17 protein-coding genes, 2 tRNA genes and 1 rRNA gene are annotated in these 22,202 nt (G+C 68.3%); 11 read left to right on the top strand and 9 right to left on the bottom strand.

Going from position 1 to position 22,202, the window contains the following annotated elements; genetic code table 11:
- Positions 1–82 precede the first annotated feature (82 nt).
- Positions 83–1,435: a PQQ-dependent sugar dehydrogenase gene (locus EV148_RS02405; RefSeq protein WP_131992883.1), complete on the top strand. Its 1,353-nt coding sequence runs from the start codon at positions 83–85 to the stop codon at positions 1,433–1,435.
- Positions 1,435–3,102, top strand: coding sequence for a PQQ-dependent sugar dehydrogenase (locus tag EV148_RS02400; RefSeq protein WP_158287274.1), 1,668 nt, complete (start codon positions 1,435–1,437; stop codon positions 3,100–3,102). The genes EV148_RS02405 and EV148_RS02400 overlap by 1 nt, the downstream gene beginning before the upstream one ends.
- Here the strand turns inward: EV148_RS02400 and EV148_RS02395 are convergent.
- The 4 genes from EV148_RS02395 to radC all read right to left on the bottom strand — a co-directional run bounded on the left by EV148_RS02395 (position 3,065) and on the right by radC (position 7,257).
- Positions 3,065–3,673, bottom strand: coding sequence for an SPOR domain-containing protein (locus tag EV148_RS02395; protein ID WP_131992877.1), 609 nt, complete (start codon positions 3,671–3,673; stop codon positions 3,065–3,067). The genes EV148_RS02400 and EV148_RS02395 overlap by 38 nt on opposite strands.
- Complete coding sequence (gene argS / locus EV148_RS02390) at positions 3,673–5,358, bottom strand: arginine--tRNA ligase (RefSeq protein ID WP_131992874.1); 1,686 nt, start codon at positions 5,356–5,358, stop codon at positions 3,673–3,675. The genes EV148_RS02395 and argS overlap by 1 nt, the downstream gene beginning before the upstream one ends.
- A gap of 112 nt (positions 5,359–5,470) precedes the next feature.
- The gene (locus tag EV148_RS18815; RefSeq protein ID WP_131992871.1) at positions 5,471–6,532 is read right to left on the bottom strand and encodes a hypothetical protein; all 1,062 of its coding nucleotides are present in this window, start codon (positions 6,530–6,532) and stop codon (positions 5,471–5,473) included.
- Positions 6,533–6,594: 62 nt separating this feature from the next.
- On the bottom strand, positions 6,595–7,257 hold the full coding sequence (gene radC / locus EV148_RS02380) for a RadC family protein (protein ID WP_131992868.1): 663 nt from the start codon (positions 7,255–7,257) through the stop codon (positions 6,595–6,597).
- A gap of 236 nt (positions 7,258–7,493) precedes the next feature.
- On the opposite strand from radC, the gene coaBC reads away from it, so the two are divergent.
- The 3 genes from coaBC to EV148_RS19040 are packed head-to-tail and all read left to right on the top strand — an operon-like array spanning position 7,494 to position 11,667.
- The gene (gene coaBC, locus EV148_RS02375) at positions 7,494–8,756 is read left to right on the top strand and encodes a bifunctional phosphopantothenoylcysteine decarboxylase/phosphopantothenate--cysteine ligase CoaBC (RefSeq protein WP_131992865.1); all 1,263 of its coding nucleotides are present in this window, start codon (positions 7,494–7,496) and stop codon (positions 8,754–8,756) included.
- On the top strand, positions 8,753–9,232 hold the full coding sequence (gene dut / locus EV148_RS02370; protein ID WP_199222697.1) for a dUTP diphosphatase: 480 nt from the start codon (positions 8,753–8,755) through the stop codon (positions 9,230–9,232). The genes coaBC and dut overlap by 4 nt, the downstream gene beginning before the upstream one ends.
- A 44-nt stretch (positions 9,233–9,276) precedes the next feature.
- A complete protein-coding gene (locus tag EV148_RS19040) occupies positions 9,277–11,667 on the top strand; it encodes a phosphomannomutase/phosphoglucomutase (protein WP_131992862.1) in 2,391 nt (796 codons plus the stop codon).
- A 33-nt stretch (positions 11,668–11,700) separates the two neighbouring features.
- Here the strand turns inward: EV148_RS19040 and EV148_RS02360 are convergent, their stop codons facing one another.
- Genes EV148_RS02360 through pyrE form a run of 3 tightly spaced genes read right to left on the bottom strand, consistent with a single transcriptional unit; the run spans position 11,701 to position 13,327 of the window.
- Complete coding sequence (locus EV148_RS02360) at positions 11,701–11,937, bottom strand: hypothetical protein (protein WP_131992859.1); 237 nt, start codon at positions 11,935–11,937, stop codon at positions 11,701–11,703.
- A 27-nt stretch (positions 11,938–11,964) separates the two neighbouring features.
- Positions 11,965–12,627, bottom strand: coding sequence for a DUF4124 domain-containing protein (locus EV148_RS02355; RefSeq protein ID WP_131992856.1), 663 nt, complete (start codon positions 12,625–12,627; stop codon positions 11,965–11,967).
- A 52-nt stretch (positions 12,628–12,679) separates the two neighbouring features.
- A complete protein-coding gene (pyrE, locus tag EV148_RS02350; RefSeq protein ID WP_131992853.1) occupies positions 12,680–13,327 on the bottom strand; it encodes an orotate phosphoribosyltransferase in 648 nt (215 codons plus the stop codon).
- A gap of 134 nt (positions 13,328–13,461) precedes the next feature.
- On the opposite strand from pyrE, the gene EV148_RS02345 reads away from it, so the two are divergent.
- Both EV148_RS02345 and EV148_RS02340 read left to right on the top strand, forming a co-directional pair.
- On the top strand, positions 13,462–14,262 hold the full coding sequence (locus EV148_RS02345; RefSeq protein WP_131992850.1) for an exodeoxyribonuclease III: 801 nt from the start codon (positions 13,462–13,464) through the stop codon (positions 14,260–14,262).
- Complete coding sequence (locus EV148_RS02340; protein ID WP_241987949.1) at positions 14,255–15,562, top strand: AmpG family muropeptide MFS transporter; 1,308 nt, start codon at positions 14,255–14,257, stop codon at positions 15,560–15,562. Before EV148_RS02345 ends, EV148_RS02340 begins: the two co-directional genes overlap by 8 nt.
- Here EV148_RS02340 and EV148_RS02335 read toward each other — a convergent pair.
- Together EV148_RS02335 and EV148_RS02330 are read right to left on the bottom strand one after the other, a co-directional pair.
- Positions 15,547–16,659 (bottom strand): anhydro-N-acetylmuramic acid kinase, encoded by a 1,113-nt coding sequence (locus tag EV148_RS02335; RefSeq protein ID WP_131992847.1) that lies wholly within the window; start codon positions 16,657–16,659, stop codon positions 15,547–15,549. The two genes, EV148_RS02340 and EV148_RS02335, sit on opposite strands and share 16 nt — an antisense overlap.
- Before the next feature lies 1 nt (position 16,660).
- A complete protein-coding gene (locus EV148_RS02330; protein ID WP_241987948.1) occupies positions 16,661–18,109 on the bottom strand; it encodes an OapA family protein in 1,449 nt (482 codons plus the stop codon).
- A gap of 196 nt (positions 18,110–18,305) precedes the next feature.
- Here EV148_RS02330 and tyrS point away from each other — a divergent pair, with 196 nt between their 5' ends.
- The 4 genes from tyrS to EV148_RS02310 all read left to right on the top strand — a co-directional run bounded on the left by tyrS (position 18,306) and on the right by EV148_RS02310 (position 22,100).
- Positions 18,306–19,517: a tyrosine--tRNA ligase gene (tyrS, locus tag EV148_RS02325; protein ID WP_131992844.1), complete on the top strand. Its 1,212-nt coding sequence runs from the start codon at positions 18,306–18,308 to the stop codon at positions 19,515–19,517.
- A gap of 801 nt (positions 19,518–20,318) precedes the next feature.
- Positions 20,319–21,857 (top strand): 16S ribosomal RNA (locus tag EV148_RS02320).
- 80 nt (positions 21,858–21,937) lie between these two features.
- Positions 21,938–22,013: transfer RNA gene (locus tag EV148_RS02315), tRNA-Ala, on the top strand.
- A gap of 10 nt (positions 22,014–22,023) precedes the next feature.
- Positions 22,024–22,100: transfer RNA gene (locus EV148_RS02310), tRNA-Ile, on the top strand.
- Positions 22,101–22,202 lie beyond the last annotated feature (102 nt).

Here is a 22,202-nt window from a genome sequence, read left to right as displayed (position 1 = left end):
CGCATGCCACGGATATGGCATCGCGCTCGCGCATGCGGCGACGTGGTACAAGGCGCTTTCCGGTCACTGCGGAGTTCGCCTCGTGCTGCGTCGGATCATTTCTTGCCTCCTCGCCGTCGCGAGCACGTCGTTGCACGCGGCGATCGATCCCCCCGACCTCGAACTCGTGCGCTGGCCGGATGCGTCGACGACGTTCTCCGAACCGGTCGCCATCCGCGCGCCGAACGACGGCAGCGGACGCACCTTCGTGGTCGAGCGCTGCGACAACCCTGGAAGTTCGAACACGACCGGCCACGTGCGGATCGTGCGCAATGGCAGCGTGCTGCCGACGGCCTTCCTCTCCGTCCCGGTCAGCTGCGTCAGCGAACAGGGCCTGCTCGGCCTCGCGTTCGATCCGCAGTTCGCGAGCAACGGCACGTTCTACGTGACCTACACCGCGACCGGCAGCGGCATCGGCGACAGCAGGGACCAGGTGCTCGCCCGCTATACCGTCTCGTCGAACCCCGACGTAGCCAACCCGACCGGCTCGGTGATCCTGCGCGTGCCCGACATCGCCGGCAACCACAACGGCGGCGACCTGCACTTCGACCACCAGGGCTGGCTCAACTGGTCGATGGGTGACGGTGGCGTGCAGAACGACCCGAACGGCTTCGCGCAGTGCACGGGGCGCAAGAAGGCCGACAACAATCCCGCGAGCTGCCATTCCACGACGGGCCAGGGGCCGACCTACTACCTGCTCGGCAAGATCATCCGGCTCGACGTGCACGCGACGACCGCATCGGCGCCGGCCAACTTCTGTGGCGCGACCCCCGGACAGCCGGCGCCGTACGCGATCCCGCCGGGCAATCCCTTCCGCGACGTCGCCCAGTTTCCCGGGGAGTGCGCCGAGATCTTCAACTGGGGTTTCCGCAACCCGTACCGCTTCAGCTTCGACCGACAGACGGGCGACCTTTTGATCGGCGACGTCGGACAAGGTTCGTGGGAAGAGGTCGATTTCCAGCCCGCGGGCAGTGCGGGGCAGAATTTCCAGTGGAATGCCTGCGAGGGGCGGCACATCTTCAATCCCAACGGCACGGCGGGAGGCTCTCCATGCACGGGGCCGGCCGGCAGCGTACCGCCCAGGCTCGACTACGGCCACGGCACGGCGCCGTTCGGCTGTGCCGTCACCGGCGGCTACGTCTATCGCGGACCGATCGCGCCGCTGCGCGGGCAATACGTGTTCAGCGACTACTGCACGGGCGACGTCTACATCGTCGCCGATACCGCTGCGCCGACCTGGACGTACCAGACGCTCGGCGGCACGCCGGGCATGAACACCTACGGCTTCGGCGAGGATGCGCAGGGCAACCTCTACGTCGCCAGCCAGGGCGGCGAAGTGTACGTGTTCCATTCGCCGGACAACGACGACGTCGTCTTCATGAACGGATTCGACTGATGCGTGCGGCCAGGAGGGGCCTGCCCCGCCACGCAAGGCTCGCCTTGTCCGTCGCGCTCGGCATGGCTGGAGCGGCGTCGGCGCAGACCGCGCCGGCTGATCTCACGCTCGAAGTCGTCACCGACGAGGTCGAGGCGCCGATCGGCGTGCGCGCGCCGCACGACGGCAGCGGGCGCCTGTTCGTGATGAGCCAGGCCGGCACGATCCGCATCGTCAAGGACGGCGTGCTGCTGCCGACCCCGTTCCTCACCGTGCCCGTGACCTATCCCGGCTCGGGCGGCACGAGCGGCCTGCTCGGCCTCGCGTTCCACCCGAACTATGGCCGCGACGGGCTGCCTCACAACGACGAGTTCTACGTCGTCTCGATGCGCCCGCCCGGTTGCACGCCGGCGGGCACCTGCCTCGGCAGCGGGCCGGACGAAGTACTCGAGCGCTACACGGTATCGGCGAACCCCGATGTCGCCAATCCCACCGGCACCGTCGTCATGCGGCTTGCCGACAATTCGCCGCCGTCGTTCCACAACGGCGGCGACATCCATTTCGGCCCGGACGGCTACCTCTACATGTCCTCGGGCGACGGCGGACAGGAAAGCGGCACGCACTGGCTCGCCGAATGCCTGTGGAAGAAGCCGAACGACACGACCTCGGCGAGCTGCGGCACGGGTTCCGCGACGCCACAGTACTTCCTGCGCGGCAAGATGCTGCGCATCGACGTCGATACGCGCGGCGCGGTCGCCGGCCCCGAGATGTGCGGGACGGCGACCGGCGTCGCCGCCGAGTACGCGATACCGCCCGACAATCCCTATGTCGGCAGCAGCCAGACCTGCGACGAGATCTGGCTGTACGGCTTCCGCAATCCGTGGCGCTGGAGCTTCGACCGCGCCACCGGTGACGTCTGGATCGGCGACGTCGGCCAGAACCAGTACGAGGAAATCGACTTGCGCGCCGCGGGCTCGAACGACCCGCCGTACTACGGCTGGCACTGCATGGAAGGCACGGCCATGTTCAATTCGAGCCAGGCGTGCACGCCGCCGATCGCGCCGAACGTGCTGCCGCTGCTCGAGTACACGCACGCGGGTGGCCGCTGCGCGGTCACCGGCGGTTACCGCTATCGCGGGCCGATCGGGCCGCTGCGGGGCACGTACGTGTACGCGGACTCGTGTTCGAGCGAGATCTTCTTCGCCAAGCCGGATGCGCTCGGCCAGTGGAGCTCGACGATCTGGCGCGACGATGCAAACGGCTACGGCACGTATTCGGGCTTCGGCGAGGACGAGGTTGGCAACCTCTACGTCGCCAACACCGCCACCGGCGTCGTCTATCGGTTCGCATCTTCGCAGGTCGGGGACACGCACACGGTGACACCGCAGGCGGGGCCGGGCGGCGTGCTGTCGCCGGCGACGCCGCAGGTGGTCGACGAGGGCGACACCGTCGCGTTCGACGTGCAGGCCGATCCCGGCCATGCGATCGACGCCGTCGACGGCTGCGGCGGCGTGCTCGCGGGTACGCTCTACACGACCGCGCCGATCGTCGCCGACTGCACGGTCGCGGCGACGTTCGCGCCGGATGCGTCGGACATCGTGTTCCGCGACGGTTTCGACGCGGCGCCGCCGTCGGCGCCGCGCGGCAGGATCACTGCGCGGGCTGTTCCTTCAGCGCGATCGCGTTGATGCCGTTCTCGGCGAGCGAACGCTTCGCCGCCTCGAGTTCACTCGCGCTCGGATACGGACCGAGGCGCACGCGATGCCAGGTCTTGCCGTTGATCGTGACCGGTTGCACCTGCGCGACGAAACCCGCGAGCGCGAGTTTCGCCTTGGCCTCGTCGGCGGCCTTCGGGTCCGGGTAGGAGCCGGTCTGCAGGACGTAGCGGCCCGGCGTCGGGGCCGGGGGCGCGATCGTCGTCGACGGCGTCGCGTTCGCGCGGGCCTGCTGTTCGGCCTTGGCCTTGGCCGACAGTTCGGCATCCGGAATCACGACCTCGGCCTCGGGCAGCACCTGGTAGAAGTCGTAGTTCTTCTTCGGCTTCGCCTCCGCCACCGGCGGTTCGCTTTCCTTCGGCGCGGTCGCCTGCGGATTCGGCTGCGGCAGGTCCTTGTGGCGCAGCAGTGGTGCCCAGTCCTTGACGAGGACGAGGGCCATGAGTCCGATGCCGAGCAGCATGCCGACCAGCACCCACAGCCAGGCCGGCTTCTGCCCGCCGTTGCCGCCACGCGTCGCCTGGCGTCCCTTCTTCGCTGCCATCACATGCTCTCCGGGGCGGACATGCCCAGCAGGTCGAGGCCGTTCGCGAGCACCTGGCGCGCCGCGTTGGCGAGCGCGAGCCGCGCGTCGCGCAGGTCGGCCTCGTCGACGATGAACTGGCTCGTGTTGTACCAGCCGTGGAATGCGGCCGCGAGCTCGCGCAGGTAGGTCGCGACGAGATGCGGTTCGAGGCTGGCGCCGGCGTTCTCGACCACTTCGGCATAACGCGACAGTTCCGCCAGCACGAGCTGTTCGGCTTCGCCGTCGAGGCGCGCGAGGTGGGCGAGGCCGTTCGCGCGGTCCCAGGCGAGCCCGCGTTCGGCGAGCTGGCGCATGACGCTGGCGACGCGCGCATGCGCGTACTGGACGTAGTAGACCGGATTGTCGTTGGTCTGCGCGCGCGCGAGGTCGATGTCGAACACGAGCTGCGAGTCGGACTTGCGCGCGATGAGGAACCAGCGCGTCGCATCGCGGCCGACTTCGTCGATGAGGTCGCGCAGGGTCACGTAGCTGCCGGCGCGCTTGGACAGCTTCACTTCCTCGCCGCCACGCATGACCGTGACCATCTGGTGCAGCACGTACTCCGGCCAGCCGGGCGGGATGCCGCAGTCGAGCGCCTGCAGCCCGGCCTTCACGCGCGCGAGCGAGCCGTGGTGGTCGGAGCCGAGTTCGGTGATCGCGCGCTCGTAGCCACGCTGCCACTTGCTGCGATGGTAGGCGACGTCGGGTACGAAATACGTGTACGTGCCGTCGGACTTGCGCATGACGCGGTCCTTGTCGTCGCCGAATTCGGTCGTGCGCAGCCACAGCGCGCCGCCTTCCTCGTAGGTGTGGCCGTGCGCGACGAGCTCGCGCACGGTCTCTTCGACCTTGCCGTCGCGGTACAGCGAGCTCTCGAGGAAATAGACGTCGAAGCCGACGCCGAACGCGGCGAGGTCGGCGTTCTGCTCGCGCCGCAGGTAGGCGACGGCGAATTCGCGGATCGCATCGAGGTCGTGCGGGTCCTTCGCGCCGACCACGGTATGGCCTTCGACCTCCACGCTGTCGCCGCGCAGGTAGGCGGCAGCGACGTCCTTTATGTATTCGCCGCGATAGCCGTCGTCGGGCCAGCCGGCATCGTCGGGACCGAGGCCCAGCGCGCGTGCCTGCACGGAAATGGCGAGGTTGTTGATCTGCGCGCCGGCGTCGTTGTAGTAGAACTCGCGCATGACCTTCCAGCCATTCGCGGCGAGGATGCGCGCGATGCAGTCGCCGATCGCCGCGGCGCGGCCGTGGCCGACGTGCAGCGGGCCGGTCGGGTTGGCCGAGACGAACTCGACGCCCGCGGTGCGGCCGTCGCCGGCGTGGCTGCGGCCATACTCGGCGCCCTGGGCCAGCACGGCGCGCACCTCGGCCTGGTAGGCGGCCGGGCTCAGGAAGAAATTGATGAAGCCGGGGCCGGCGATCTCGACCTTCGCGATCGCGTCCCGTGCCGGCAGCGTGGCGACGAGCGCGGCGGCGAGGTCGCGCGGCTTCCTGCCAGCGGTCTTCGCCAGCAGCAGCGCGGCATTGGTCGCGAAGTCGCCGTGGTCGCGGTTGCGGGTGCGTTCGACGACGAACGCGGGCGCGGCGCCGGCAGGCAGTTCGCCGCGGGCCTGGAGGGTGCCGATCGCGGCGAGGACGAGGTCGCGGAGCTGTTGTTTCACGGGTCGGGCCGGCGTGGAAAAGCCGCGTATTGTAGCGGCCCCGGGCCTGCTTCGGCGCGCGGGTTGCCGGCCGTGCCCCCGGCGCAGTGGCCGTTGCCGCCGGAGCCGGCGGTCAGACCGTGAGGTCGGCGAGCGTCGCGCGGTAGGCCTCGATGACCTGGTTGCCCGTCTGCGGCGCGCCCTGCATGGCGATGCGCGCGCGTACGCCCATGCACAGCGCCTTGAGCTTGGGCGCGTTCGCCTCCTTCCCCGGCCCGAACGCGGCCATGCCTGCATCGGACTGGAAGCGGTGCAGTTCGAAGAAGAATCGGTCCTGGCCGTCGGTGAGGAAGCCGAGCACCGGCAGCGCGCTTTCGCCCGCGGCGAGCGAACGACCGCTGAGCATCTCGCGTTCACGGCACAGGTTCTCCGCCGTGCTCGCGAAGCGACCGAATGGCTCGGCGACGTTCGCGGTGTCGAGGTCGGCGGCGACGAGGGCGAGGCGCTGGGCCGCGACGATCAGCGGATCGTGGCGCCAACCCGGGCTGCGGCGATCGAGCACCTGGTGAAGGCGCGAGGCGAGGGCGCCGCCGCTCTGCACGAGGTCGGCCGCGTTGTACTGGTATCCGCCCGGCACCGGTCGCGCGTCGAACGTGCTGCCGGCGATCATGAGTTCGAGCGCGGCGTAGAGGTCGGCGTCGCGGTCGCGCGAGAAGCCGCAGGCGTCGAGGATGCGCAGCGCTTCGTCGATGCTCGCGCGCTCGTTCGCGCCGATGCCGTCGACGAGATTCGGTGCTTCGCGCTGGCGCAGGTCGTGGCAGGCGCCGAACAGCATCAGCGCGCACCAGTCGCGCAGCCCCAGCGCGGCGAGGCCGAGCGTGTCGCGCAGGCGGTCGATGCGGCCACCACAGATCTCCAGCACGTGCCCCTCGTTGTGGTAGGCGTGGAAATCGTTGCCGAGATTGCCGTGGCGGAACGCGAGCCGCGCATGCCCGAGGCGGACCGCGTCCTCGGTGCGCGCGAGCAGTGCCTCGTCGCCGCCCGCCGGCAGCGCCGCCCACTCCGCGCGTCGTCGCGCGAGCAGGGCTTCGACCGGCGCCGCGGCCGCGCCGACGAGCGCGCGCGCCGCGGCCGCGTCCGGAATCCGGCACTCGGTTTCATCGGCGGGGTAGCGGCTCGGGAACGGCAGGATCACGGCGTTCGGCGGGCAGGTGGTGGATTGGTCGCGAGTATAAAGGGGGAAATAGCCCGCGCGTCCTAGAGCCAGCCGCGTTGCGCCAGCGAGGTCGGCGTGCCTTGCCCGACGACGAAATGGTCGAGCAGGCGCACGTCGACGAGCTCGAGCGCCTCGCGCAGGCGCTGGGTGATCGCGCGGTCCGCGGCACTCGGCTCGGCGATCCCGGACGGATGGTTGTGGGCGAAGATCACCGCAGCGGCATTGTGCACAAGACAGCGCCGCACCACTTCGCGCGGATGCACGCTGGCGCCGTCGATCGAGCCGCGGAACAACTCCTCGAACACGATGACCCGGTGGCGGTTGTCGAGGAACAGGCAGGCGAACACCTCGTACGGATAGCCGGCGAGGCGGGCCTTGAGGTAGCGCGCGCTCGCGGACGGGTCGGTGAGCGCCTCGCCCCGGCGCAACTCCGCGTCGAGGTAGCGGCGGCCGGTCTCCAGCGCGGCGGCAAGGCGGCACCAGGCGACCGCGCCGATGCCTGCCTGCGCGCGTGGCGCGTCGAGCAGGGGCTTGAGCCCGCCGGCGTCCGCGAGCAGGTTGCGGGCGAGATCGACGGCGCTCAGCCCGCGCCGGCCCGAGCCGAGGAACACGGCGAGCAGCTCCGCGTCCGACAGCACGCCCGCACCCCGTGCGAGCAGCTTCTCGCGCGGCCGCTCGCCGTCGGGCCAGTCACGGATGCTCATCGGCGTGGACTCGCTGCGCGCGCCCGGACGGCGGGTGGCGGCTTGGGGCGGGCGATTTCCTTCATGCGCGCAGTCTGCCGGGTGTTACGCGCGCGCCGCAGCGGCGTCGGCCGCGATTTTCAGTAAGCTAGCGTTCCCCTGTCCTGTCGGTGGTTTCCCTACATGACTTTCCGCTTCGACGACGGCAGGCGCTCGCCCGCGCCGTTCCGGCGCGCTCCACGAGCAGGCGCCGCCCGATGACGCGTCGCGACGTCCACGTGCCGGAGCGCTTCTCACCATCGCGCGAACCCCTCGCCGGCGTGCACGTGCTGCTCGGCGTGTCCGGTGGCATCGCCGCCTACAAGGGCGCCGAACTCGTGCGGCGGCTGCGCGCCGCCGGGGCCGAGGTGCGCGTGGTGCTGACCGAGAACGCGGCGCGCTTCGTCACCCCGCTCACGTTCCAGGCCCTGTCCGGCCATCCGGTGCGCACGAGCCTCTGGGACGAATCGGCGGAAGCGGCGATGGGGCATATCGAACTCGCGCGCTGGGCCGACGAGGTCATCGTCGCGCCTGCATCGGCCGACCTGCTCGCGCGCCTCGCGCACGGCCTGGCCGGCGACCTGCTGGCGACGCTCTGCCTCGCCACCGCGGCGCCGCTGTCGGTCGCTCCGGCGATGAACCAGCAGATGTGGGCGCATGCGGCGACGCAGGCGAACCTCGGCGTGCTGCGCGAGCGGGGCGTCGACGTGCTCGGCCCGGGTTCGGGCAGCCAGGCCTGCGGCGAGTTCGGCGCCGGGCGCCTGCTCGAGGCCGACGAGATCGTCGCGCGCCTCGTCGAGCGCCGGCGCCCGCGCGAACTGGACGGCGTGCGCTTCCTCGTCAGCGCCGGCCCGACCTACGAGGACATCGATCCGGTGCGATTCATCGGCAATCGCAGTTCCGGCCGCATGGGGTTCGCGGTCGCGGCGGCCGCGGCGGCGGAGGGGGCGCAGGTCACGCTCGTCGCCGGTCCCGTGCACCTGCCGACGCCGCGCGGCGTGGAGCGCGTCGACGTGCGCAGCGCGCGCGAGATGCGCGAGGCCGTGCTCGAACGCGCCGGCGCCAGCGACGTGTTCGTCGCGGCGGCGGCGGTGGGCGACTTCCGGCCGCGCGACGTCGCGCCGCACAAGCTCAAGAAGGCGTCGGCCGACAGCGGGCTCGACCTCAGCCTCGTGCAGAATCCCGACATCCTCGCCGAGGTCGCCGCGCTCGATCCGCGCCCGTTCGTGGTCGGTTTCGCGGCCGAGACCGAGCGCGTGGAGGAGTACGCGCGCGCCAAGCTCGAGCGCAAGCGCCTCGACCTCATCGCCGCCAACGAAGTGGGTGCCGGCCTCGGCTTCGAGCGCGAAGACAATGCCTTGCTGCTGCTCTGGCCCGGTGGGCGCGAGGCGCTCGACCGCGGCGACAAGGCGGATCTCGCGCGCGCGCTCGTCGCGCGCATCGCCCGGTTGCGCAAGCCGGTCGGGGAGCAGCACGCATGAGCCCTGCCGGCGAGGGTGACGTGCGCGAGATCGAACTCAAGGTGCTCGATGCGCGCCTCGGCCGCGAGTTTCCGTTGCCTTCGCCCGCCACCGCGGCGTCCGCCGGGATCGACCTGCGCGCGATGGTCGACGCCCCGCTCGTGCTGGCGCCGGGCGCGAGCGCGCTGGTGCCGAGCGGCATCGCGATCCATATCGGCGATCCCTCCCTGTGCGCGGTCGTGCTGCCGCGCTCGGGCCTCGGCCACAAGCACGGCATCGTGCTCGGCAACCTGGTCGGCCTCATCGACGCGGACTACCAGGGACCACTGCTCATCTCGTGCTGGAACCGTTCCGATGCGGCCTTTACCATCGCACCCGGGGAGCGCATCGCCCAGCTGGTGATCATGCCGATCGTGCGCGCGGCCTTCCGCGTCGTCGACGAGTTCGCGCCGAGCGAACGCGGCGAAGGCGGATTCGGCAGTTCGGGCAGGCATTGATGGCGCACGCGCCGCGGTAGGCGAGTCGAACCACGAGGAAGGGCATGGCCGCACCAGGCAAGACATCCCCGAAGGAACAGGTCGCGCAGGCGCTGCATCGCGTGGCGCCGGCGCTGCGCACGCTCGGGCCGTTCGCGCTCGGCACCTTCCTGCTCGTGTTCGGCACGTTCATGGCGTGGCAGACGTGGTTGCTGTGGCTCGCGCACCGCGGTGCGGAGAGCGCGGACAACGCCCGCCTCGAAGCGATCGCGGCGATCTCCAACGAAGTGCGCGAGCGGCAGCAGGGCGTGCAGCAGGCGCTGCTGGACCCGAGCGTGCAGGAGCCCCTGAAGCTCGGCGCCGACGGACGAACCGCGGCTGCGGCGGCCTTGCGGCAACTGCTGCCGCAGGCGACGGATGCGGAATTCTTCAGTGCCGACCTCGACGAGGTGCTGTCGGGCGATCTCAAGGCGATCGGCTACGCCAAGGCGGCGGCGCTGCTGCAGGCGAAGATCGATCCGAAGCAACCGCTCGCCGAGATGCGCACGGAGGAGGCCGGCCAGCAGCTCATGATCGCGATGCCGGCGCGCGTCGGCGAACGCGTGGTCGCGTTCGCGGTGGTCGAGTTGCCGTTCAAGCCGCTGCTCGCGGCGTTCTCTCGCACGTCGGTCAGCGGCGCGAGGCTCGAGTTGCGCCAGGGTGACGGTCGCGGTGATCTCGTGATCGCCGGCATCGGCGAACATAGCGGTTCGTCGATCGCCGACGTCGGCGAGCCGATCCCGGGTACGCGGCTGCGCATCGGCAAGGCCGATCCGGGCTACTTCATCATGTTCACGGAAAGCCTGCCCGTGTCGGCGCTGTTGAGCCTGCTGTGCCTGGTCGGCGGGATCGGCGCGTTGTGGGTCCGTAGCGTCGGGCACGAGCGCGCCAGGGCGGTCCTGCAGCGCAAGCCCAAGGATGTCCAACCCGAGATGACGCTCGCACAGGCGCTCAAGGCCAAGCCCGAGGCCGCTGCCGCGCCGCTCGCCAAGGCGGCCGCGCCGGCGCCAGCCCGCGCCGAAAGGAAGGACGAGGTCGTCGTCGTCGATCCGAGCATCTTCCGCGCCTACGACATCCGCGGTGTCGTCGGGGATACGCTGACCACCGGTGTCGCGCGCATGATCGGCCGGGCGATCGGCAGCGAGGCACGCGATCGCGGCCTGACCGAAATCGTGGTCGGCCGCGACGGGCGCCTGTCCGGCCCCGATCTCGTGTTCGCGCTCATCAACGGCCTGCGCTCGACCGGCATCGACGTGATCGACATCGGTGCCGCGCCGACGCCGGTCACGTATTTCGCCTGCTACCACCTGCGCACGGGGTCGGGCATCTCGGTCACGGGCAGCCACAATCCTCCCGATTACAACGGCTTCAAGATCGTGCTCGGCGGCGAGACGTTGTCGGAGGACGCGATCCAGAACCTGTACCGGCGCATCGAAGAGGAGCGCTTCGTCGATGGCATGGGCGGACTGCAGACGCTCGACGTCGGCGACGACTACATCCGCCGCATTACCGACGACATCCAGGTCGAGCGCAAGCTCAAGGTGGTCGTGGATTGCGGCAATGGCATTCCGGGTGCGATCGCCCCGGCCGTGCTGGAAGGCATCGGCTGCGAGGTCGTTCCGCTGTACTGCGACGTCGACGGCACGTTCCCGAACCACCATCCGGATCCGTCCGACCTGCACAACCTGCAGGACCTCATCGTGTCGGTGAAGAACATCGGCGCGGACGTCGGCCTCGCCTTCGACGGCGACGGCGACCGCCTCGGCGTGGTCACGGCGAGCGGCGAGGTGATCTTCCCCGATCGCCTGCTCATGCTCTATGCGACCGACATCCTGCTGCGCAATCCGGGCGCGACGATCATCTACGACGTCAAATGCACCGGCCACCTGCAGCCGTTGATCCTGCAGCAGGGCGGCAGCCCGCTGATGTGGCGAACAGGGCATTCGCTGATCAAGGCGAAGATGCGCGAGACCAACGCGGCGCTCGCCGGCGAGATGAGCGGGCATTTCTTCTTCGGCGAACGCTGGTACGGCTTCGACGACGGCATCTACTCCGCGGCGCGCCTCATGGAGATCCTCGCCGCCGACATCGACGGGCGTACGCCGGAGCAGATTTTCGCGACGCTGCCGAAGGGGGTATCCACGCCCGAGCTGAAGATCCCGATGCGCGAGGGCGAACACTATCGCTTCATCGAGGCGTTTCGCGCGCGCGCGAAGTTCGACGGCGCGCGCCTCACGACGATCGATGGAGTGCGTGCCGACTGGCCGGACGGCTGGGGGCTGGTGCGCGCGTCGAACACGACGCCGGTGCTCGTGTTGCGTTTCGACGCGGACAGCGCGCCCGCGCTTCGCCGCATCCAGGACGTGTTCCGCAGCCAACTGCTCGCGCTCGATTCCTCGTTGCCGCTGCCGTTCTGACCGCAGCGCCGCGCCGGCAGCGCGGCCGCTGCGTCAGCGGAACCATTCCTCGACGCCATCGGCGTCGTCCGGCGCATCCCCGTCGCCATCGCTCAGCTCGATCGCCTCGATGACGGCGTCCGCGCCGGGCATCACCACGGTCGCGACGGGCACCATCCACTGCTCGCCGCAGGCGCTGCATTCGCGCCGATCCGCAGCTTGGCCTTCGCCGAGGACCACGCGCTCGACGATCGAGCTCTCGTCGGATTCGCAGGACGGACAACGGCTCATGGACACTCTCCGCAGACGCGATCGCGCCTATTTGCGTGCTTCGGCGATGCGTGCCTTCAGTTCGCGATAGTGGGCGACTTCTTCCTCGAAGTGGCTGCTCGCCTCGTCGCGGTCGGCTTCCTGCTTGGCCACGGCGGCCTTCTGCGCGTCGACCTTCTTGCGCATGACGGCGAGCTGCCTGGCCTGGTCGGGCGGGAATTCCTTGCCGGTGCGCTCCGCTTCCGCCGCGCGGTCCAGCAGTTCGGCCAGCGACTGCTCCTGGTTGCGCAGGCTGACCTCCGACGACTTGATCTGCTGGTTGAGCATCTCCAGCTGCTGCTGCTGCGCGCGGCGCAGGTCTTCCTCCTGCGGATAGGTACTCAACAACTGCTCGTCGTCGCGCGCGCGCTGCTCGGCGGCCTTGCGCTCGGCGAGGGCCTTGCTCGCCGCGAGCTTGGCCTCGGCGAGTTCGTCGGCGGTCTTGGCACGGTCGACGTGCTTGACGACGATCCCCTGCGGGTTGACGACGTCGTACCCGAACTTCGTCGCCTCCGCCGGCACGGAATCGCTGTAATGCAGGTTGCCCTGCGCGTCACGCCATTTGTAGCGATTGTGGTCCTGCGGCGTGGTGGCATGGACCGCACCGGTCGCGCCTGCGCCGACGCAGGCCGTGAGCGCGAGGACGAGCAGGCGGGACGACGGGATGTGCATGGGAAGCCCTCCGGGACGCGAGTATAGCCAGCGGCGCCGGCTGGCGCGGTGCTCACGTCGCCACGCCGTAGCGCTCCCGATATGCGGTCAGGCGCGGCCGATGATCGGCAAGATCCGGCCGGTCCGCGGCGTAGGCGAGCAGGTCGCCGAGCCGCGCGATCGCGACGGTCGGGATGCCATGCTCGGCGGCGAGCTCCTGCGTCGCCGAGAGCTCGCCCTGGCCGCGCTCCTCGCGGTCGAGCGCGATCAACACGCCGGCCGGTTCGGCGCCGGCGGCGCGGATGAGTGCGAGCGATTCGCGGATCGCGGTGCCCGCGGTGATCACGTCGTCGACGATGAGCACCCGCCCGCGCAGTGGCGCGCCGACGAGCAGGCCGCCCTCGCCGTGGTCCTTCGCTTCCTTGCGGTTGTAGGCGAACGGCACGTCGCGCCCGTGGTGCTCGGCGAGCGCCGCCGCCGTGAGCGCGGCGAGCACGATGCCTTTGTAGGCTGGCCCGAACAGCATGTCGAAGCCCAGGCCGGACGCGGCCGCGCTTTCGGCGTACGCGCGCCCGAGCGTGGCGAGCGCAGCGCCGGAATCGAACAGGCCCGCATTGAAGAAATACGGGCTGATCCGCCCGGACTTGAGCGTGAACTCGCCGAAGCGCAGCGCGTTGCGAGCGAGGGCGAGATCGAGGAATTCGCGTTGGCTGGATTTCATACGAGGGCTGAGGCCGAGGGCTGGGGGCTGCGAGTGTAAGGTGCATGGCGAATGAGCGGACCGTGCCCGCTGTTGCCAGCAGCGCTGCGCTCGCGGCACGCTAGGCCCTCAGCCCTCAGTCCTCAGCTCCCCCAATGCGCATCATTTCCTTCAATGCGAACGGCATCCGCTCGGCCGCGAACAAGGGTTTCTTCGACTGGCTGCGCGCGCAGGGCGCGGATGTCGTCTGCGTGCAGGAAACCAAGGCGCAGGAGGACCAGCTCGCCGACCCGATGTTCCGCCCGGACGGTCATCACTGCTTCTACCGCGACGCGACGACGAAGAAGGGTTACAGCGGGGTGGCGATCTACTCGAAGCGCGAGCCGGACGAGGTGCGCACGTCGCTCGGCTGGGCGCCGTTCGACGACGAGGGGCGCTATATCGAGGCGCGGTACGGCAACCTCAGCGTCGTTTCGTTCTACATCCCGTCCGGTTCGTCGGGCGAGGAGCGCCAAGCGGTCAAGTTCGAGGTCATGAAATGGCTCAAGCCCGTTCTCGACCAGTGGCTCGCGAGCGGGCGCGACTACGTGCTGTGCGGCGACTGGAACATCGTCCGGGCCCGGAACGACATCCGCAACTGGACGTCCAACCAGAAGAACTCCGGCTGCCTGCCGGGCGAGCGCGCCTGGCTCAACGGCATGATCGCCGACGCCCGTGGCGACGGCACGCCTGCGCCCGCGCACGGCTGGCTGGACAGCTTCCGCGTGCTCAAGCCCGATGCGGTCGAATACACCTGGTGGAGCAATCGCGGCGCCGCGCGCGCGAACGACGTCGGCTGGCGCATCGACTACCAATTCGTCACGCCGTCGCTGCGCGATCGCCTGCTGGCGTGCTCGATCGCGCGTGAGCCGCGTTTCTCCGACCACGCGCCGTACAGCGTCGACTATCGTGACTGACGCGAAGCGGGGCGCCGCGCCGCACGCGTCGATCTGGCAGGCTTTCGCGCAGCCGGCGGCATGGACGATGCTGCTGTTCGGATTCGCGTCCGGACTGCCCTTCCTGCTCGTGGCCGGCACGCTCGCGTACTGGCTCAAGGAACGCGGCATCGAGCTGCGCGACATCACGATGATCGCGAGCGCCGGCATGGCGTACGCGTTCAAGTTCCTGTGGGCGCCGTTGCTCGATCACTGGCGGCCGCCGCTGTTCGCCCGCCTCGGCCAACGCCGCGGCTGGTTGCTGCTCGCGCAATGCGGGGTCGTCGGCGGCCTGCTCGCCATGGCCCTGCTGACGCCCACGCAGCTGGGTCCGTTCGTCGTGGCGACGCTGGTGGTCGCGTTCAGCGGCGCGACCCAGGACATCGCGGTGGACGCGTACCGCATCGAGATCGCGCCGGTCGAGTCGCAGGGCGCGCTCGTTGCGACGTATTCGCTCGGCTATCGCATCGCCCTGATCCTGGCCGGCGCGCTCGCGCTGATCCTCGCCGACCACGTCGCGTGGAGCGTCGTCTACCTCGCGATGGCAGTCGCCATGGCCGTGCCGATCGCGGCGACGATCGCTGCGCGCGAACCGGTGGTCCATCGCCTGGCTCCACCGAGCTGGCGCGCGGCGATGCAGCACGCGATCGTCGATCCGTTCGCCGACTTCTTCCGTCGCTACGGCTGGCAGTTCGCGCTGACGACGCTGCTGTTCATCCTGCTGTTCAAGATCCCGGAGCAGGCCACCATCGGCGGCATCATGAGCCCGTTCTATCGCGACATGGGTTTCTCGAAAACCGAGATCGGCGCGATCACCAAGCTCTATGGCGTCTGGATCGGCATCGTCGGCGTCTTCGTCGGCGGCGTGCTCGTCGCGCGTTGGGGCGCCTGGCGGCCGCTGTGCGCGACGATCCTGCTGTGCGGCTGCAGCAACCTGCTGTACCTGTTCCTGATCGTGCACCAGGGCAACCTGCTCGCATTGACCCTGGTCATCTCGGTGGAGAACTTCACCCTCGGCATGCTCGGGCCGCCGACCGTCGCGTTCCTCTCCTCGCTGGTCAATCGGGAGCACACGGCCACGCAATATGCGTTGCTGAGCTCGCTGGTGAACCTGCCGGGCAAGGTGCTCGGCTTCTTCGCCGGCGGCATCGCCGCGACGACCGGCTATGGCCTGTACTTCGTGATCACCGTGCTCGCGCTGGTTCCGGCCGCCGTGCTGATGCTCGCGTTGTGGTCGCGCGTGCGCGGGCAGGAGCGCACGCGCGATCAGCGCCCCGAATAGACGGCGCCGAGCAGGCGCGGCCCACGCGCGCCGGTGACCGAGGGCAGGTTGCCCGGGATGCCCTCGAGGCGCGCACGCGCGAGCCAGGCGAATCCGGCCGCCTCGACGAAGTCGGGGTCGATGCCGAGCGCGGCGGTCGTGTCGACGTGCATGCCGCGCATTTCGTGGCGCAGCGCGTCCATGAGGGCGGCGTTGTGCACGCCGCCGCCGCAGGCGTAGACCTCGCGCGTCGCGGGCGCATGCGCCTGCAGCGCCTGGGTGATGCTGCGCGCGCTGAGCACGAGCAGGCTCGCCTGCACGTCCGCGGGCGCGACGTGTGCGGGAAGGCGCGCGAGCAACCAATCGAGATTGAACACCTCGCGCCCCGTACTCTTGGGCGGCACGGCGGCGAAATAGGGCTCGGCCAGCCAGGCGTCGACGAGCGCGTCGTCGCAGCGGCCGCTGCGTGCCCAAGCACCGCCCTCGTCGCGCGCGCGGCCCAGGTGGCGCGCCGCCCACGCGTCCAGCAGGCAGTTGGCCGGGCCGGTGTCGAAGCCGAGCACGCGTTCGCCGGGGCGCAGCAGGGTGAGATTGGCGATGCCGCCGAGGTTGAGGATCGCGCGCGCGTTCGCGCCGTCCGCGAAGACCGCGGCATGCAAGGCGGGCAGCAGCGGTGCGCCCTGGCCGCCGGCCGCGACGTCGGCGCGGCGGAAGTCGGCAACGGTGGTGATCCCCGTGCGCTCGGCGATGACATTCGGGTCGCCGATCTGCAGGGTGAACGGCCAGGGCCCGCCAGGGCGGTGGCAGATGGTCTGGCCGTGCGAACCGATCGCGGCGACGTCGCGCGCATCGACGCCGCTCGCTCGCAGCAGGCCCGATGCCGCGTCGGCGAACGCGGCGCCGATCTCGACGTCGAGCCGGCCGAAATCGTCGAGCGCGACCGAGACCGCGCTGCGCGCGAACGCGAGCACGCGCTCGCGCAATGACGCCGGGTATTCGAAGGTGCGGGCGGCGAGGAGTTCGGGCCGCGGTTCGAAGCGCACGAGTGCAGCGTCGATGCCGTCGGCACTGGTGCCGGAAATGAGCCCGAGATGAAGCGACGCGCGCGAGGGCGTCACGTCAATCTTTGGCGCGTGCCAGTTGCATTGCGTCGACCATCTTGAGCCGGGCGAGCTGCGGCGCCGCCTGCTGGCGGAACTGCGCGAGCTGGCTGGCCGGCAACGGTTCCGGCGGCGGCAACGTCACGGTCAGCGGATTGCGGTGGCCACCGTCGACGCGGAATTCGTAGTGAAGGTGCGGACCGGTGGCGAGGCCGGTCATGCCGACGTAGCCGATGATCTGGCCCTGCTTGACATGGTCGCCGAGGCGTTCGCTGGCGAAGCGCGACATGTGGCCGTAGGCGGTGCTGATGTGCGCGTTGTGCTGCACGACCACGAAGTTGCCGTAGCCCGACATCCAGCCGCGGTAGGTGATCTTGCCGTCGCCGGCGGCGCGGATCGGCGTGCCCGTCGGTGCCGCGTAATCGACGCCCTTGTGTGCGCGCATGTAACCGAGTACCGGGTGCATGCGGCCGGTGGAGAACGTCGAGGAGATGCGCGTGAACTCGACCGGCGTGCGCAGGAACGACTTGCGCAGCGGGCGGCCGTCCTCGGTGTAGTACGTCGTCTCGCCGTCCGCATTGGTGTAGCGGATCGCGGTGTAGCGCTTGCCCTGGTTGACGAACGTCGCGGCGATGATGTCGCCGTCGCGCAGCCGCTCGCCATCGCGGTAGATGTCGTCGTAGATGACGCTGAAACTGTCGCCTTCGCGCAGGTCCTGGGCGAAATCGATGTCGTAGCCGAAGGCGTTGGCGAGCTTGAGCACCATGCCGTCGCTGAGCCCGGCGCGCTCGCCGGCGTAGAACAGCGAGCGCGTGACGATGCCGTGGGCTACGTGCGTGCGGCGTTCGACCGCGCGCTCGACCGCCGCTTCGCGCACGCCATCGGGCCCGACGTGCAACACCACGCGCGTCGCGTCGCCGCGTTCGAAGCGCATCGCCGTGAGCGAGCCGTCCGGCGCGTGGGCGAAGGCGAATTCCTGGCCCGGCCGGATATGGCGCAGCGCGGCTGCGTCCTGCTGCGAATCGAGCACGCGCTGCAGGTCGACCGGCGCGAAACCCTGCTCGCGGAAGATGTCCGACAGCGACTGGCCTGCGCGCACGGTCACGACCTGCCAGTCGGGTTCGGAGCTCCCCGCGTAGGCGCCGATCGCCGGATCGGCCTCGCCGCCGGGCAGGGGCGGGAGGTCGAGCGCCAGCGTCGTGTAAGGTACGGGAGCGGGGTCGTGTCGCGTCGCGTTGGCGAAGGTCGGGATCACGATGCCGACGAGTGCGGTCAGCAGCACGCAGACGCCGCCGAGGATCCAATGCTCGGCACGCCAGCTGATCGGCGAAGCGGAAACGTTCTGCAGGAACGTCCAGTTCGATACGCGCGAATAGAAATGGAAATGCCGTCGCTGCGCATGGCGCCGGATGGTGAGACGACGAGCCTTGTGGCGGGCGTTATTGTTGTCGTTGTGGATGTCGTTCACTGTCGCAGCCCGGTCGGTCGCGGGGTACCATAGTTGCGTTGCCGCGCCGGCGTCAATGCCAATGGCGACAAGGACTTGCGAAAGATCGTTGACTAACGAATTATTAACCGCGGCGCCCCATTCGGTGCCGGAATTCCCAACCACCGAGGACACGCGCTGCGACGCCCTTCACGGCATCGCGCGCACAGGACATGCCATGACGGACACCCAGGCCGCGCTCGACCTCATCGGTCGCGGCGCCGACGAAATCATCAAGCGGGAGGATCTGGAGGCGCGCCTGAAGCTTGGCCGCCCGTTGCGCGTGAAGGCCGGTTTCGACCCGACCGCGCCGGACCTGCATCTCGGGCACACGGTGTTGCTGACCAAGATGCGGCAGTTCCAGGAGCTCGGCCACCGGGTGATCTTCCTGATCGGCGATTTCACCGGGATGATCGGCGACCCGACCGGCAAGAACGTGACGCGCAAGCCGCTCTCGCGCGAGGACATCGAGGCGAATGCGAAGACCTACGCCGAGCAGGTATTCAAGATCCTCGACCCCGAGCGCACCGAGGTGCGCTTCAATTCCGAATGGTTCGGCCGCATGGCGGCGGCGGACATGATCCGGCTCGCCGCCCAGCACACCGTCGCGCGCATGCTCGAGCGCGACGACTTCGCCAAGCGCTACGCGGCGCAGCAGTCGATCGCGATCCACGAATTCCTCTATCCGCTGGTCCAGGGCTACGACTCGGTCGCGCTCGAGGCGGACGTCGAACTCGGCGGCACCGACCAGAAGTTCAACCTGCTCATGGGGCGCGGCCTGCAGGAACACTACGGCCAGCCGCCGCAGGTCGTGCTGACGATGCCGCTGCTGGAGGGGCTCGACGGCGTCGCCAAGATGTCCAAGTCGCTCGGCAACTACATCGGCATCGCCGAGCCCGCCATCGACATCGTGAACAAGACGATGAAGATCGGCGACGAGCTCATGTGGCGCTGGTACGACCTGCTGAGCCTCGAGCGCAGCAGCGCGGACCTTGCGCGAATGAAAGCGGATGTCGCGGCCGGGCAGCTGCATCCACGCGACGCCAAGCTCGGCCTTGCGCGCGAGCTGGCCGCGCGTTTCCACGACGCGGCGGCGGCGGAAAACGCGGTCGCGCAGTGGACGGCGCTGGTGCGCGAGCAGCGTGTCGACGTCGACCTGCCGCTGCAGGACATCACCGTTCCCGCCGCGGGGATCCGCGTCGCGCCGCTGTTCGTCGCGGCGAAGCTCGCCGCGAGCAACTCCGAAGCCGGTCGCAAGATGGCCGAGCGCGCGCTGCGCATCGATGGCGCGGTGGTCGAGGATCGCGAACTCGTGCTCGCGCCGGGAAGCGAACTGCTCCTCCAGCTCGGCAAACGCGCTTTCGCGCGCGTGCGCCTGGTCGCCGGCTGACGGCCGGCGCGCGCGCCGGAAGAATCCTCGCCCGAGGGCTTGACGGATCCGCGTTTGGTTGTAGGATTCGCGGCCCTTTCGACGGCTGGCCTTCGCGGCTCGACGACGAAAGCCGATGCTCCGCGGAGCGTCGCGGCGAGCAGGAAAAAATCTCGCAGCGGCGGCTTGACGAAGCGGAAATCGGATGTAAGATGCGCGCCCCTTCGACGACTGGCCTCGCGGCGAAATCGGCGAAGGCGAAACCCGCGACGCAGCGTCTCGCCACGAAGCAAAATATTTCGCGGCGAGGGGTTGACGAAACGGGAATCGGATGTAGGATTCGCGCCCCTTCGACGGATTGGCCCTCGCGGCCAAAACGACGAAGGCGAGGCCCGGAACGCACCGTCCGCCACGACTGAAAATAGTTTCGCGGCGAGGGGTTGACGAAACGGGAATCGGATGTAAGATGCGCGCCCCTTCGACGGCTGGTCCGAAACGGACCGAACGACGAAGGCGACGACGAGGCGGAAACGCGGCGTCGGCGGCAGAAAAAAGTTCGCATCGAGGTGTTGACGGATGCGAAAAACGATGTAAGATACGCGGCTCCCTCGGACGAAATGTCCTGAGGCGCGAGAGAAGAAAAATCTCGCAAGCCTTTGATCTTTGAAAGTGTGCGCAGGTAACTTGTGTGGGCGCCTTGTGGTGGATGCAAGTCCATCGATACAAAGTGCGTCCAAGCAAACGTCAAAGCATAAGCTTTACAGTGCTTGGTTCTCACTCAGAAGTTTGGTCGTAGGGCCTCGGCCCGAAAGCCTGAAGTTTTAACTGAAGAGTTTGATCCTGGCTCAGAGTGAACGCTGGCGGCAGGCCTAACACATGCAAGTCGAGCGGCAGCACGGGGGCAACCCTGGTGGCGAGCGGCGGACGGGTGAGGAATACATCGGAATCTGCCTTGTCGTGGGGGATAACGTAGGGAAACTTACGCTAATACCGCATACGACCGAGAGGTGAAAGTGGGGGACCGCAAGGCCTCACGCGATAAGATGAGCCGATGTCGGATTAGCTAGTTGGCGGGGTAATGGCCCACCAAGGCGACGATCCGTAGCTGGTCTGAGAGGATGATCAGCCACACTGGAACTGAGACACGGTCCAGACTCCTACGGGAGGCAGCAGTGGGGAATATTGGACAATGGGCGCAAGCCTGATCCAGCCATGCCGCGTGGGTGAAGAAGGCCTTCGGGTTGTAAAGCCCTTTTGTTGGGGAAGAAATCGTACGGGCGAATACCTCGTGCGGATGACGGTACCCAAAGAATAAGCACCGGCTAACTTCGTGCCAGCAGCCGCGGTAATACGAAGGGTGCAAGCGTTACTCGGAATTACTGGGCGTAAAGCGTGCGTAGGCGGTTCGTTAAGTCCGTTGTGAAAGCCCTGGGCTCAACCTGGGAATTGCAGTGGATACTGGCGAGCTAGAGTACGGTAGAGGATGGTGGAATTCCCGGTGTAGCGGTGAAATGCGTAGAGATCGGGAGGAACACCCGTGGCGAAGGCGGCCATCTGGACCAGTACTGACGCTGAGGCACGAAAGCGTGGGGAGCAAACAGGATTAGATACCCTGGTAGTCCACGCCCTAAACGATGCGAACTGGATGTTGGGCACACTTAGGTGCTCAGTGTCGAAGCTAACGCGTTAAGTTCGCCGCCTGGGGAGTACGGTCGCAAGACTGAAACTCAAAGGAATTGACGGGGGCCCGCACAAGCGGTGGAGTATGTGGTTTAATTCGATGCAACGCGAAGAACCTTACCTGGCCTTGACATGTCCGGAATCCTGCAGAGATGCGGGAGTGCCTTCGGGAATCGGAACACAGGTGCTGCATGGCTGTCGTCAGCTCGTGTCGTGAGATGTTGGGTTAAGTCCCGCAACGAGCGCAACCCTTGTCCTTAGTTGCCAGCACGTAATGGTGGGAACTCTAAGGAGACTGCCGGTGACAAACCGGAGGAAGGTGGGGATGACGTCAAGTCATCATGGCCCTTACGGCCAGGGCTACACACGTACTACAATGGTCGGTACAGAGGGTTGCGATGCCGCGAGGCGGAGCCAATCCCAGAAAGCCGGTCTCAGTCCGGATCGGAGTCTGCAACTCGACTCCGTGAAGTCGGAATCGCTAGTAATCGCGAATCAGCATTGTCGCGGTGAATACGTTCCCGGGCCTTGTACACACCGCCCGTCACACCATGGGAGTTGGTTGCTCCAGAAGCAGGTAGTCTAACCGCAAGGAGGACGCTTGCCACGGAGTGGTCAATGACTGGGGTGAAGTCGTAACAAGGTAGCCGTATCGGAAGGTGCGGCTGGATCACCTCCTTTCGAGTATGACTTCACCACTTCAAGGTGCCCACACAAGATACCTGCATCCAGAGACGCGGCTAGGCCGCGAGTCCCCTTTCGGGGCTGTAGCTCAGCTGGGAGAGCACCTGCTTTGCAAGCAGGGGGTCATCGGTTCGATCCCGATCAGCTCCACCAGAAAATTACCGGGTCTGTAGCTCAGGTGGTTAGAGCGCACCCCTGATAAGGGTGAGGCCGGTGGTTCGAGTCCTCCCAGACCCACCATATTCCTCTGGATCAGCACACTCTCAGAATTTTTCACGATGCGACGTTGAAGTGCGCATCGTGCTCTTTGAAAACTTGGGACGTAAACAAGCGTTTTGGTTC

Origin of the sequence: Dokdonella fugitiva (assembly GCF_004342425.1) — a bacterium.
GTDB classification, from domain to species: Bacteria; Pseudomonadota; Gammaproteobacteria; order Xanthomonadales; family Rhodanobacteraceae; genus Dokdonella_A; species Dokdonella_A fugitiva.
The sequence above is the reverse complement of the archived record's forward strand: the minus strand, read 5'-3'. Positions and strand labels throughout refer to the sequence as shown.